The organism is Halomicrobium sp. HArcel3 (assembly GCF_058933135.1).
The window spans coordinates 68,000-80,991 of the sequence record NZ_JBZYDN010000009.1 but is presented as its reverse complement, the minus strand read 5'-3'; the positions used below and the strand labels follow the sequence as shown (position 1 = coordinate 80,991).

9 protein-coding genes are annotated in these 12,992 nt (G+C 68.5%); 4 read left to right on the top strand and 5 right to left on the bottom strand.

Annotated elements, in window-relative coordinates; translation table 11 throughout:
* The first annotated feature begins 147 nt into the window (after window positions 1-147).
* Together AC5FRV_RS18270 and AC5FRV_RS18265 are read left to right on the top strand one after the other, a co-directional pair.
* The gene (locus AC5FRV_RS18270) at window positions 148-1,611 is read left to right on the top strand and encodes a sulfatase (protein WP_493562519.1); all 1,464 of its coding nucleotides are present in this window, start codon (window positions 148-150) and stop codon (window positions 1,609-1,611) included.
* Window positions 1,612-1,674: 63 nt separating this feature from the next.
* Window positions 1,675-2,067, top strand: coding sequence for a DUF6276 family protein (locus AC5FRV_RS18265; protein ID WP_493562518.1), 393 nt, complete (start codon window positions 1,675-1,677; stop codon window positions 2,065-2,067).
* 242 nt (window positions 2,068-2,309) lie between these two features.
* Here AC5FRV_RS18265 and prf1 read toward each other — a convergent pair whose 3' ends face one another.
* The gene (prf1, locus tag AC5FRV_RS18260; RefSeq protein WP_493562517.1) at window positions 2,310-3,563 is read right to left on the bottom strand and encodes a peptide chain release factor aRF-1; all 1,254 of its coding nucleotides are present in this window, start codon (window positions 3,561-3,563) and stop codon (window positions 2,310-2,312) included.
* A 490-nt stretch (window positions 3,564-4,053) separates the two neighbouring features.
* Between prf1 and AC5FRV_RS18255 the strand changes: the two genes are divergently transcribed.
* Window positions 4,054-5,364, top strand: coding sequence for a nickel pincer cofactor-dependent isomerase, group 22 (locus AC5FRV_RS18255; protein ID WP_493562516.1), 1,311 nt, complete (start codon window positions 4,054-4,056; stop codon window positions 5,362-5,364).
* Here AC5FRV_RS18255 and pdxA read toward each other — a convergent pair.
* Complete coding sequence (pdxA, locus tag AC5FRV_RS18250; RefSeq protein ID WP_493562515.1) at window positions 5,361-6,359, bottom strand: 4-hydroxythreonine-4-phosphate dehydrogenase PdxA; 999 nt, start codon at window positions 6,357-6,359, stop codon at window positions 5,361-5,363. The genes AC5FRV_RS18255 and pdxA overlap by 4 nt on opposite strands.
* Entirely contained in the window at window positions 6,352-7,617 is a 1,266-nt protein-coding gene (locus AC5FRV_RS18245; protein ID WP_493562514.1) for a four-carbon acid sugar kinase family protein, read from the bottom strand. The genes pdxA and AC5FRV_RS18245 overlap by 8 nt, the downstream gene beginning before the upstream one ends.
* 135 nt (window positions 7,618-7,752) lie before the next feature.
* Here AC5FRV_RS18245 and AC5FRV_RS18240 point away from each other — a divergent pair, with 135 nt between their 5' ends.
* On the top strand, window positions 7,753-8,574 hold the full coding sequence (locus AC5FRV_RS18240) for a MinD/ParA family ATP-binding protein (protein WP_493562513.1): 822 nt from the start codon (window positions 7,753-7,755) through the stop codon (window positions 8,572-8,574).
* Between the two features lie 797 nt (window positions 8,575-9,371).
* On the opposite strand, the gene argS is transcribed toward AC5FRV_RS18240, so the two are convergent.
* Both argS and AC5FRV_RS18230 read right to left on the bottom strand, forming a co-directional pair.
* Window positions 9,372-11,123 (bottom strand): arginine--tRNA ligase, encoded by a 1,752-nt coding sequence (gene argS / locus AC5FRV_RS18235; protein ID WP_493562512.1) that lies wholly within the window; start codon window positions 11,121-11,123, stop codon window positions 9,372-9,374.
* 69 nt (window positions 11,124-11,192) lie between these two features.
* The gene (locus AC5FRV_RS18230; protein ID WP_493562511.1) at window positions 11,193-12,977 is read right to left on the bottom strand and encodes a site-2 protease family protein; all 1,785 of its coding nucleotides are present in this window, start codon (window positions 12,975-12,977) and stop codon (window positions 11,193-11,195) included.
* Window positions 12,978-12,992 lie beyond the last annotated feature (15 nt).

Here is a 12,992-nt window from a genome sequence, read left to right as displayed (position 1 = left end):
GGACGTCGCTCCGGTCTGGTTCCTGGCCACTGTCTTTCGACGGAAACGCACGCGGTGGCGACGGTCGCGTCTGGCGATTTCGGTAAGCTGTGGATAGCCCGAGTAAGCGCCGAATGAATTTACCCGCGAGACCCCAACCCCTCTCAAATGGTTGGGCAGCCGAACGTCGTTCTCTTCGTCGCCGACACGACACGCGCAGACGATGCCTTCGATCCGAGCGTCGCACCGACGCTCGCCCAGCTCGCAGAGGCGGGGACCAGGGTCACGCGGGCGTTCTCCACCGCACCGTGGACGCTCCCCGCCCACGCGTCGATGCTCACCGGCTCGTATCCGTCGAAACACGGCGCCTACACTGGTCACGAGCGCCTCGACGGGTCACTTCCGACGCTCCCGGCACTTCTCGGCGACGCCGGCTACGAGACGGTCTGCGTCTCGAACAACACGTGGCTGAGTTCGGCCTCGGGCTTCGACCGGGGGTTCGACGAGTTCCGCCAGATGTGGCAGCTCGTCCAGTCGGACACGAGCCTGGGCGAGATCGTGCAGGTCACCGAGGGGAGTAGCGTGGACGCCGTCGGCCGAAAGCTGTTCGAGGGGAACCCGGTGGTCAACGGTGTCAACGCGCTCTACCAGTCGCTCGTCCGGAACCGCGACCGGAACGACGACGGCGCCGCCCGGTCGACGCGGTGGATCGAGCACTGGCTGAGTGACCGCTCCGGTGATCGGCCGTTCTTTCTGCTGGCCAACTACATCGAACCACATCTCGACTACCGTCCGCCGCGGCGACTCGCCGAGGAGCACCTGCCGGCCGACGTCACCTACGACGAGGCGATGGCGGTCCCACAGGAGCCCTGGGAGTACCTCGCCGGGAACGTCACTCTCAGCGACCGGGAGTTGCGTGCCCTCCGGGGGCTCTACCGTGCCGAAATCGCCGCCGTCGACGAACAGATCGCCGCCATCAGCGAGGCACTCCGCGAGACGGGAGAGTGGGAGGACACGGTGTTCGTCGTCACGGCGGACCACGGCGAGAACGTCGGCGACCACGGCATGATGGACCACCAGTACTGTCTGTACGACACGCTGGTCCACGTGCCCCTCGTCGTCCACGGCGGCGCGTTCACCGGGTACGGCGACCTGACCGACCTGGTGAGCCTGGTGGACCTGGCGCCGACGCTCCTCGACGCGGCCGGGGTCCGGGCCGACGACGCACGGGCGACGTTCCAGGGGCGCTCGTTCCACCCGGCGACGCACGCGCGCAGCCGGGAGTTCGTCGTCAGCGAGTACATGGCACCCCAGCCGTCGATGGCGGCGCTCGAACACCACGTCGGCGACCTGCCTGCCCACGTCGAGAAACACGACCGGTCGCTCCGTGCGATCCGGACGAGATCGCACGCGCTCGTCCGCGGGTCCGACGGGTCGCGGTCGCTGTACGACCTCCGGTCGGATCCGGGTGAGACCACCGACGTCGCGGCGTCGAATCCCAGGACGGCGGCGGACCTCGGAGAGACGCTCGACGAGTGGCTGGACTCGTTCGAACACGCGAACGTCGACGACGCCGTCACTATCGACGGTCGCCGGAAGGCCCAGCTCGAACGGCTCGGCTACCTGCAGTGACTCCGGCTGGGTGGCGAGTGCCACCGCCGCGTCCTTTTTCCCCGTGCCGCGTCCAGTAGCGCCATGGACTGTCCGGAGTGCGGTGCGCCGACGCTCGTCTTCCCCGTCGAACAGGCCTATCGCGAGTATCTCCCGGGCGACGAATCGGGCGCGGCCATCTGCCGGCGGTGCCTGACGCTCCACCCGACGTCGGATCCCCCCGACGAGATTCCCGACTTCACGGCGATCAGCGACGCGTTCCCGTCGAACGACGACGCGGCGGTGCCGGCGGCCCTGATGGTCGGCCTCCTCTCGTCGCTCGCGCTCTATCGCCAGGAGATCTCGGCGCTCCTCGAACAAGTCGAGCGGGCGGGCGCGGATCCGTTGCTCGTCGTCGACCGGTTGGCGGACGACCCGGCGCTCGAACCGGCGACGGATCTCCGGGGACGGCGGCGTCAACTGGCCCAATTGCTGTGAAATCCTAACTAGTAAGGCAGGACTGATTTACGCAAGCCTTGTATACCAACTGCTGCGGCAACGACGGCACGGCGGATGCCGAGGACGCAGCCATCCCTCTGACAGTTTGGCATTCCGTAGTCCCCGGGTCCGCCTTCGACCCGTCCCATGCCACCATCCGGACTGCCGCATCGTGGGCGTCCCCTCCGGGGGCGTCCACACTTGTGCCTCTGCTCGTTCGCGAGCGACGGGTAGAAAACTGATCAGACGCCAGTGGAGTAGCGGAGCAGGCCGGCAACGCCGCCGAACGCCGACAGTAGCTGGTCGCCCTTCTCGAAGTCCGTGGAGATGAACAGCGTCTCGGTCCCGCGCTGGCCGGCGATCTCCATCAGGTGGTCGATGGCGTCTTCGCGCTCGGCCTGCTCGGCGTCGACGGTGGCGCCACAGCGCGAGCACTCGTGGTCGGGCGTCGACTTGCGGCGGTCGAGCATCTCGCGCTCGTCGTGGCCGTTCTCGCAGGTGTAGGTGACGACGTCCTGGCGCAGGTCCTCGGAGATGAGGAGCTGGTCGACGGCGCCCATGATGAGGTTCTCCCGGGTCGGCTCGAAGCCGTAGGTGGCCTCGTTGCCGTCGTGGAGCTCCTTGAAGAACTGTTCCATCGCCTGCTTGTCCTCCAGCATCTCGCGTTCGGCCAGCACCTCGCTGGCGGCGTCGACCAGGTCGTACAGTCCCGACTCGTCGGTGTAGGCGACGTCGAACTTGCCGAGGACGCTGTCCTGGAGCTCGTGGTGGAGGTAGTCGCCGTCGAGGAACTCGTCTTTCGTCGGCGAGGGGCCGCCGACGAGGACGCCGTCGAGTTCGTGGCGCCGCGAGACGAACAGGTCGTTGGCCATCCCGGCGACCTCCTGGTAGAAGTTGTCGATGGCCTCCAGTCGCAGCCGGGCGAATCGCTGGGCGGACTGGCCACCTTTGCGCTGCTTGCCGGGGACCAGCGACGAGGCTGACTTGACCGGTTCGACGCGCTTGCCCTTGAGCCAGCCGACGTTGGCCTCGCGCCGGTCGAGGACGATGAGACCGAACAGGCCGCTGTCGGCCAGCATGTTCTCCAGGGGCTCGGTCAGGAAATGGGAGTCGCAGTGGTAGCGGAACGACTGGATGGGCTCGGGCGGGCTGTCGAGCACTTCGGTGACCATGTTGGTCTGGCCGCCGCCGGCGTCGACCGCCCCGGAGAACAGTACGGTGCCGTTCTCCGGCGGGTGGTGGTCGTAGTAGCGCAGCCGGTCCTTGATGCTGGTCAGGGCGTCCTGGACGTTCGTTCGGGTGTCCTTCGACTTGATGTTCGACGCCTCGGAGTGCTCCTGCGTGACGTGGGCGACGACGTCGCTGATGAGCTTGTCCTCGGGAACGTAGATAGAGACGAGCTGGGTCCCGGACCCGTCGTAGCCCTTGAGTTCCTCTATCACCTTCCGGAACTCGTACTTCTGTTTGTCTGTCTGCTCCTGCTCTTGCTCGCTCATTAGGCATGAATTGGCCGAGGGCGCGTAAGAAAGTGTTGACAGGGCGCCGCCGAACGAAGTGAGGTGGCGCCTTGTTGCGAGCGGGAGCGCTAGCGACACGCGAGCAGGCAGGCGCCGAACGAAGTGAGGGGCCTGCAGAACGCGAACGGCGTCCTGGCGAGCGGAGCGAGCCAGGGCTCGGAAGACGAACAGAGTGAGTCTTCCGGCGAACGAAGTGAGCCGTGAGCAGGGCGCCGCCGAGCGCAGCGAGGGGGCGCCTTATTGCGAACGGGGAGGAACGACCCGTGAGCAGCGGTCGGGGCGCGAGCGAAGCGAACGGCCCGACGTATGAGCGAGCGGGGAGCGCTAGCGACCCGTGAGCAGGGCGCCGCCGAGCGCAGCGAGGGGGCGCCTTATTGCGAACGGGGAGCGCTAGCGACCCGTGAGCAGCGGTCGGTCTTCTTTCACCGCCGACACCGTCAAGCATCCGGGACCGCCAACAGCTAGCAACATGGTCGATCTCTCGATCCCCGGCCGCGAACGGCTGGAGGGGGCCAACGACTACGACCTGGGGGACCTGCCGCGGTTCGCACGAGCGACGCGCCACCGCGACCCGCCGGCGGTCGACGACGTCCGCGTGGCGACGGAGGCAGCGGTCGAAGAGCTAGACTTCTCGGCCGTCCCGGCCGGCGGCGAGGTGGCGATAACCGCCGGGAGTCGGGGTATCGCGGACGCGCCCGAACTGCTTTCGGCCCTCGTCGAGGCCCTCGACTCGCGGGGGTACGAGCCGTTCGTCTTCCCGTCGATGGGGAGCCACGGCGGGGCGACCGCGGAGGGGCAGGTCGAGACGCTCCGGTCGGTGGGGATAACCGAGGAGCGAGTGGGCTGTCCGATCCGGTCGTCGATGGCGGTCGAAGAGGTCGGAACCGACGAGGAAGGACGGCCGGTATACGTCGCGGCGGACGCGCTGGCGGCCGACGGCGTCGTCCTGGCGAACCGGGTGAAGGCCCACACTGACTACAGCGGCGGGCTGGAGAGCGGACTGTCGAAGATGGCGGTCGTCGGGATGGGGAAACACCGCGGCGCCGAAGTGACCCACAACGCCGCGCTGGCCCGCGGGTTCGACGCGGTGATCGGCGAGCGCGCCGAGATAGTCCTCGACGCCGCACCGGTGGTCGGCGGCCTGGCCTTGCTGGAGAACGCTCACGAGCGGGCGGCCGAAATCGTCGGCCTCCCCGCGGACCGGATCCTCGACGAGGAGCCCGAACTGCTGGACCGTTCGAAGGACCTGCTCGCGACGCTGCCGGTCGACGACCTGGACCTGCTGGTCGTCGACGAGATGGGCAAGGAGGTAAGCGGCACCGGGATGGACACCAACGTCCTCGGGCGCGTGAACTTCCACGGCCAGGCCGAGCCCGACGCACCTGATATCACCCGTATCTACGTCCGCTCGCTCACCGAGGCGTCCCACGGGAACGCGGTGGGCGTCGGGCTGGCCGACTTCGCCCACGTCGACGTCCTCGACGCCATCGACCTGGGCGACACGTACGTCAACATCGCGACGAGCGGCGAGCCCTCGCGGGCGCGCCTGCCCTACACCGTCCCGGCGGACGCGACGGCGCTCCTCGTGGCCTGCTCGATGACCGGTGTCCGCGACCCGGCGGACCTTCGGGTCGCGCGCATCGAGAACACGCTGGAACCCGACGACCTGCTGGTGTCCGAACCGGTGGCCGACGAACTCGCCGACAACCCGGAGGTGACCGTCGGGGAGCTCGAACCGCTCGCGTTCGACGCCGACGGCGAACTGGAGACGCCGCTCTAGTTCGAGGCCATCCGCGCCGCGAGGTCGACGGCGTCGACGAGGCTCTCCTCGGAGGCGATTCCCTCGCCGGCGATGTCGAAGGCCGTCCCGTGGTCGACGCTCGTCCGGACGATGGGGAGCCCGATGGTGACGTTGACGCCGCTGACGCCGCCGGACTGGAAGCCGAGCATCTTGATGGGGATGTGGCCCTGGTCGTGGTACATCGCGACGACGCAGTCGACGTCGTCGCCCGCGGCGGCCTGCGAGAAGACGGTGTCCGGCGATTCGGGGCCGACGACGTCGATGCCCTCCTTCCGGGCGCGCTCGATAGCTGGCTCGATTGCTTCGGCCTCCGCGTCGCCGAGCAGGCCGCCGTCGCTGGCGTGGGGGTTGAGCCCCGCGACGGCGACGGTTGGATCGGCGACGCCCAGGGAGCGCAGCGCCTCGTCGGTGACGCGGACCGTCTGGAACACGCGCTCCGCCGTGACGAGGTCGCAGGCCTCGGCCAGTGGGACGTGCGTGCTGACGTGGGAGACGCGCAGGTCGTCCTCGACGAGCAGCATCGAGTAGTGGTCGGTGTCGGTGGCGTCGGCGAGCATCCCCGTGTGCCCGGCGTACTCGCTGCCGGCCAGGCGGGTGGCCTGCTTGTTGATCGGCGCCGTCGTGATGGCGTCGACGGCGCCTGCTCTGGCGAGTTCGATGGCGCGCTCGACGTACTCCAGGCTCGCCGCGCCGTAGGCCTCCCGGAGGTCGCCGTAGGAGGGGTCGTCGACGTTGTCGAGATCGAGCACATCGATGGTCTCCGGGTCGTCGCGGGCGTCGGCGGGGTCGTCGACGGGATGGATCGCCAGCGCCGACCCGCAGACTTCGACGGCGTCCCTGAGGACGTCGGCGTCGCCCACGACGAGGGGGACCGCGTCCCGACTCGCTCGCGCGTGGCCCTTCACTATCACTTCGCTACCGACGCCGGCGGGGTCACCCATCGTCACGGCGACGACCGGCTTGTGCTCACTCATCGTACCCAGCGAGGGCGCCGAGGCAGTTACGGATTGTCCTGCGGTCGCCGAAGGCGCCGGCCTTCGTCGCGACGGGCGACGTCGCCGCGGCGCCACCGACGACGCGGCCGATAGGGACGCCGTCCTCGACGGCCTGCCCGGTGAGGCGGATACCCTCGGCGTCGAGCGCGTCGACCGTCGCCGCGGCGACGGCCCCGCCGGAGAGCAGGTAGGCCCCCGGCGACGACACCTCGGTGACTCGCGCCGCGACGGTCGCCAGTCCCGACGCGACGTGCTCCCGTGCACTTGCTCCCGAGAGACCGGCCTCCTCTGCCGCCTGGAGAGTGGCGTCGACGTCGGTGGGCGATTTCGCTGCGGTGACGACGACGGCCGTTCCGACGGTCGACGTCCCCTTTCCGAGTCGGTCGAGGGCCTGGTCGACGGCCGCGGAGACGGCCGTCGCCTCGTCGTCGATCAGGGCCGGGCCGTCCAGGACGACGACCTGTTCGTCGGGGAGTGCGTCGAGCTGGTCGAAGGTTCTGGGGCTGGCGCTGCCGACGACACCGAGGATCGGGCCGCTTTCGCTCCCGACGGTGACGTGGCGGGCGAGGCCGGCGCTGCCCACGTACAGTACGTCGAGCGGGCTGTCCGCGGCGTCGGTGGCGTCTGCGGCGCCGGCGGCGATGGCCGCGAGGTGGTCGTCCGTCGCCGCGTCGCAGGTGAGGACCGTCGGGTCATCCCCACTTGCAGCGTCGGCGAGTCGACCCGCGACCGTCGACGCGTCGCCGACGGCGTCGATGGGGAGGTGGTCGACCTGGTAGTTCGAGCCCGAGAATCGCGTCGGCAGGTGGGAGGTCTCCACGGGGGCGTCTGAGTCGGATCCGGCGGCCGTCTCGGCGACGGGGGTCCCGTCGACGAGGTGGTAGCCGCCGACGGTGGTCCGGCCCTCGGCGGGGAACGCCGGGGCGACCAGCGCCAGGTCCGCGCCGCTGGCAGTGAGCGCGGCGTCGACCTCCGCGACGAGGTTGCCCCTGAGCGTCGAGTCGACCTTCTTGTAGACCCGGTCGGGGTCCCGGGTCGTCACGGCGTCGCGAACTCGCTCGGCGGCGGTACTCGCGTCGGCGTAGCGCGAGTCGGTGTCGACGACGAGGACGTCTGCGGTGGCAGACCGGTCGCGGCGGCCGACGACGACCGTCTCGCGTCCGCGGGCGGCGAACTGGTGTCCCGTGTCGCAGGCGCCCGAGCGGTCGTCGGCGACGACCAGCGTGGTGACAGTCATACCCTCGGCCAGGGCTCGGTCGATGATAAGCAGTGGGTCGCGGGCACAGAACCTGTGTGGCGTGTGACGGGTCGCTCCGGCCGCTGCGACGGACGGCTTTATATGATAGCCATTCCTGCCCCTACCTAGCACACTATGGCGGGGTACGTTTGTACGATCGCGGGCGGGAAAGGAGGGGTCGGCAAGACCACCACCGCGGTCAACGTCGGTGCCGCGCTGCAGGAGAAGGGTCACGACGTGGTGGTGGTGGACGCAGACCTGGGGATGGCGAATCTGGGGGCCATGCTCGGTATCGACCACGCGACCAGTCTCCACGAGATACTCGCCGGCGACGCGGCCGTGAGCGAGGCACTGACCGACGCGCCGGGCGGGCTCACGATAATCCCCGGCGAGCAGAGCCTCGATGCCTTCGCCGACGCCGACCCGGCGAAGCTCAGGCAGGTGATCAAGACGCTACGAAACGCCTACGACGTCGTCATGATCGACACCGGCGCGGGGCTGAGCCACGAGGTGGCGGTCCCGCTCGGGCTGGCCGACGGCATCGTCCTCGTGACGACGCCCGACGACGTCGCCGTCGGCGACACCGTCAAGACGGCCCAGCTGGCCGACCGCATCGACGGCGACGTCATCGGCGCCGTCCTCAACCGGGTGACTCGCCACACCGACGTCGCCGAGATCCAGGACCGGCTGGGCTTCCAGTTGCTCGCCGTCGTCCCCGACGACCAGAAGGCGACCAGCGAGGAACCGCTCGTCGTCAACACGCCCGAGAGCCCCGCCGCCGAGGCGTTCCGGCAGCTGACCGACAACCTCGACGGTCTCTTCTTCGGCGGCAAGACCGTGGGAGAACTGGAGACGGTGTTCGAGGAGGAGTGGTTCGTCGACGGCGACGTCGCGGAGGAAGAGAGCGAGGACGAGGAAGAAGATGGGTCGGGCGGCGTCTTCGGCCTGTTCAACTAGGTGGCGATGTGTCCGCGGGAGTCGTGGTGTTGTTCGTCTCTATTGCTGATGACTACCTGACCTGTTCAGTACAGATCAGCTACGTAGCGATTGGCGGGTTTCGACGTTCCAGCAGAGAGCATGAAAATAAACGCCCCGAAAGCCCTCGGCGCGCTCGACTCGCGCGAACCCGCTGCGCGCCGTAGGTGCTTGCGGGCTCGTGCTTCGCCGAGCCCACCTCGCCCTTTCAGTCCTCCAGGCTCAGCTTCGCTCGCGCCACAGAGGCGCTCGCGATTGAGTCCACCACTCCTCCCCGGATTCGGCGCGTCCGCGCCGAATCACGCTTCCTTCCGCAACCGCACGGCCGGGAGCGCGTTTCATCGCGCGACCCACCGAAAGACTCGGCACACCTCGTCTTTCGAGCCCACACTCGCTTCGCTCGCGTGGAAGGGGAAGGGAAGGGCCGGTGCTGTCCTGGGGTCCTGCCGAGCGTAGCGAGGCAGGGCTCGTCAGAGCTTGCTCTGACGGTGGACTGAAAGGGCGAGGCGGGGTCGGGGAAGCCGGGCCCTTGGCACCGTGGTTCGAGAGAGCGAAGCTCTCTCGTCATCACGAAAGGCGCTCCGCGCCTTTCGAACGACAGCGGAGCGAGGAGCGCAAGGTGGTCCCCGCGACCCGAGCGTGCCGAGGGCTTTCTGGGTCTTGCTGTCGGTGTTTGCTTCACTCGTTCAAACGCGAATCATCCGCTCAGTTCACAAAACCGGCCCTGCACTGGCGCTAACGGACAAACACAGGAAACGAACACCAAGTCCCCTCGACGATCACATCGAGTCGGGCGCCTCGACGCCGAGCGCGTCCAGCGAGTTCGCCACGGCGTGGCGAGCGGCGGCCACGAGTGCGAGCCGGGCGTTTCGCGTTTCCTCGTCGTCGGCAGTCAGCACCGGGCACTCGCGGTAGAAGGCGTTGAACCGCTCGGCCAGCGTGCGCGTGTAGGTCGCGACGACGTGGGGCCGGAGTTCCTCGGCGGACTGCTCGACGACGGCCGGGAAGCGCGCGATGGCCCGCAGGAGGTCTTCGGCCTCCTGGGCGTCGAGCGCGTCGAAGTCGACCGCTTCGGGCACTCCCGAATCCACTTCGTCCAGGATCCCGCAACAGCGCGCGTGGACGTACTGGACGTAGGGGGCCGACTGGGCCTCGAAGTCCAGGGCCCGTTCCCACTCGAAGGTGATGCCCTTGGTCGGCTGTTTGGAGACGATGTCGTATCGGACGGCGCCGACGCCGACCTGGTGGGCGATGCGCTCGACGTCGTCGTCGGTCAGGTCGTCGTCGCGGATGCGGTCGTCCATGCGCTCTTCCACTTCGTCGCGGGCGCGCGAGACGGCCTCGTCCAGCAGGTCGTCGAGGTCGATGCCGGTCCCCTCGCGCGTACTCATCCCGCCCTCGGGGAGGTTGACCCACGAGTAGTGGATCGAGCGGATGCGGTCGGTGTCGTTGCCGAGCAGGTCGAGGGTCGCGTCGAGCTGGTCGGCCTGGAGCTTGTGGTCCTCGCCGAGGACGGTGACGGCCTCGTCGAAGTTGGCGAGCTTCCACTCGTGGTGGGCCAGGTCGCGCGTGGTGTACAGCGAGGTGCCGTCCGAGCGGAGGAACACCATGTTCTTCTCGATGCCGTACTCGTCGAGTTCGAGCTGCCAGGCCTCGTCCTCGAAGACGGCCTCGTCGAGCTCCTTCAGCCGGTCGACCAGGTCGTCGGTCGCCCCGTCGCGCATGAAGCGGGTCTCCTTGACGAACTCGTCGAACTCCGCGGGGAGGCGAGCCAGCGTGTCGGTCATGCCCGAAAGCACCGTGTCGACGACTTCGCCGACGCGCTCGTAGGTCTCTTCGTCGTCTTCCTCCAGGCCCTGGAGGATCGACTGAATCTCGCTCTCGGCCTCGTCGACGCGGTCGGCGTCGGCGTCTTCGAGGAAGGTGTTCCCCTTGCGGTAGTACCGGACCATGTCGTACTCCGGCGAGTCTCGGTCGGGTTCGGGCAGGTCGTCCTCGTCGAAGGTTTCGTAGGCCCAGGTAAAGACGGCTATCTGTCGGCCGGCGTCGTTGACGTAGTAGTTCGTCTCGACGTCGTAGCCGGCGTAGTCGAGCACGCGCGCCAGCGCGTCGCCGATGATCGGGTTGCGCGCCCGGCCGACGTGGACCGGGCCGGTCGGGTTCGCGGAGGTGTGTTCGACGACGACGCTGGTGTCGCGATCGGGGAGGTGGCCGAACTCCTCGGATTGGGCCGCTTCGAGGGTTTCGGCGAAGTACGACTCGCTCGGCAGGAAGTTCACGTAGGGGCCCTGGGTCTCGACGCTCCCGACGTAGTCGAGGTCGCCGGCGTCGATTTCACTGGCTATCTCAGTGGCTACCTCCGGCGGCGGCGCGCCCAGCTCACCGGCCAGCCGGTAGGAGGCGCTGGAGGCCACGACGGCCGGCACGTCCTCCGGCGGCTCTTCTATCCCAAGGTCGTCGGTCGGGAGGTCGAGCGCGTCGAGCGCCCCGGTCAGGGCGTCCTCGACCTCCGCGCGGAGCTGCAGGAACATACTCGCGCTATCAGGGGCGTCGGTATAGGAATAACGAATGTCCCGTCCGCGACCGCCGCCGAGCGGTGGTCAGGAGAGTAGCTGCGGCCCGAAGATCATCAGTATGAGCGCGGCGATCATCGTGATCGTAATCGTCCCCGTGATGGCGGTCGCGACCGACCGCTTCCCCTCGATGGGGAGCCGCGAGACGATGGCCTCCGTACTGGTCCGGAGGATGTGGCCGCCGTCCAGCGGGAACGTCGGGATGCAGTTGAACAGCGCGATCTGGAAGTTTATCCAGGCCGTCCAGAACAGGACGTTCGCGAGTGCGATGACGCCGCCACCGAGGAACGACAGCGGTCCCGCCGCCCGGTAGAAGTTCTCGACGCCGCCGGTGAAGCCGGCGAAGTTGAACACTGCGCCAGGCTGGATGAGGCTCAGGAACGGCGAGACGAGCATGAACTGGATCTGCATGTAGACCCTGTCGGCCGAGAGGCCGCCGAGGAAGTCACCGCCGCCACCGATGGCCTGCAGGAAGCCCGACGCGGGGTACTCGTGGATGCCGAGGTCGTCGACGGTCAGCCCCGTCGTCCCGGCACGGAGGAAGACTCCCAGGTGCGCGCCGCCGTCGTCGCCATCGGTGAAAGTGACGTCGTAGCTCTGTCGCTCTCCGTCCACGTAGGCGACGACCGTCGCCGTGTCGCCGGGTTCGTGTCCGTCGAGCACGGTCGAGAGCGCGGTCGCGTTGGGGACGCGCTCGCCACCTATCTGGGTGACGACTACGGGGGTGCCGTCGGTGGGGGCGCCGGCCCCGTCGAGCGGTCCGTCCGCTACGACCTGCGCGACGTACACGCCCACGGGCACGGTCGTGGAGCCGCTATCGGTCTCTATTTCGGCGATGCTCCGATTTGCCACGGCACGGTGGAAGCCCCGCTCAGTGTGGACTTCGGACCCGTTGACGGCCAGCACCTGCGGTGGCCGCTCCCCGTCCAGGTCGATACCCGGCACTGCGCTCGGGACGGCACGGGTTATCACCAGTCGCCGTTCGACGGTTTTCTGTTCGCCGGAGGCGAGGCGGATCGTCACGTTTCGGTCGTCGGTCTCCCCGAGGACGCGTTCCATCTCACTCGCGTTCGCCACGGGGGTTCCCGCCACCTCGGTGACGACGTCGCCGTGTTCGAGGCCGGCTTCAGCGGCTGACGAACCCGGCGCGGCGTCGCCGACCGTGACGCCGTCGACGACGGCGATGGAACCCGCGACGGGGCCGAACAGCAGGATGAACGCGACGATGGAGATAGCGAAGTTGTTGGTGACGCCCGCGGCGAACATCCGCGTCTGGGCGCCCCGGTCCGCCTGTGCCCGGTCCTCCTCGTCGGGTTCGACGAACGCACCGAGCGGGACCACCGTCAGCAGCGCCAGCCCCATCGAGTCTATCTTGATATCCTCGACGCGACAGAGGAGGCCGTGGCCACCTTCGTGGATGACCAGGCCGAGTGCCAGCCCGAAGACGATCTCCGGGGTCGCCGACAGCGGCAGGAAGTCGTTGACGCCGGGGATCACCAGAATGTTCTGGGGGTTCTGGACCGGCTGGGCGGCCGGCTGGATCGCCGACTGGTAGCCGGCGAACAGCACCGCGACGAACGCACCGGCCATCACCACGAGCGCGATGCCGATACCGAGGTTCCCCCAGGCCCGCCAGAAGCGCTTCGGCTGGGCGGCCCAGTCGAGGAACTCGCGCCCCCGCTTCGTGTGTATCGTCGTAATCGGCCCGGAGACCTTGACCGACTCCGGCAGCAGTCCGCGGGTCCGCAACGCCATCACGAGTATCGAATATCCGACGAGGCCGGCGAGGACCCACGTCAGCGTGCTCACCATTCGTCGTAACCCTGG

Coding starts and splice junctions, on each gene's coding strand:
- AC5FRV_RS18270 (WP_493562519.1), top strand. CDS start 148: ATGGTTGGGCAGCCGAACGTCGTTCTCTTCGTCGCCGACACGACACGC.
- AC5FRV_RS18265 (WP_493562518.1), top strand. CDS start 1,675: ATGGACTGTCCGGAGTGCGGTGCGCCGACGCTCGTCTTCCCCGTCGAA.
- prf1 (WP_493562517.1), bottom strand. CDS start 3,563: ATGAGCGAGCAAGAGCAGGAGCAGACAGACAAACAGAAGTACGAGTTC.
- AC5FRV_RS18255 (WP_493562516.1), top strand. CDS start 4,054: ATGGTCGATCTCTCGATCCCCGGCCGCGAACGGCTGGAGGGGGCCAAC.
- pdxA (WP_493562515.1), bottom strand. CDS start 6,359: ATGAGTGAGCACAAGCCGGTCGTCGCCGTGACGATGGGTGACCCCGCC.
- AC5FRV_RS18245 (WP_493562514.1), bottom strand. CDS start 7,617: ATGACTGTCACCACGCTGGTCGTCGCCGACGACCGCTCGGGCGCCTGC.
- AC5FRV_RS18240 (WP_493562513.1), top strand. CDS start 7,753: ATGGCGGGGTACGTTTGTACGATCGCGGGCGGGAAAGGAGGGGTCGGC.
- argS (WP_493562512.1), bottom strand. CDS start 11,123: ATGTTCCTGCAGCTCCGCGCGGAGGTCGAGGACGCCCTGACCGGGGCG.
- AC5FRV_RS18230 (WP_493562511.1), bottom strand. CDS start 12,977: ATGGTGAGCACGCTGACGTGGGTCCTCGCCGGCCTCGTCGGATATTCG.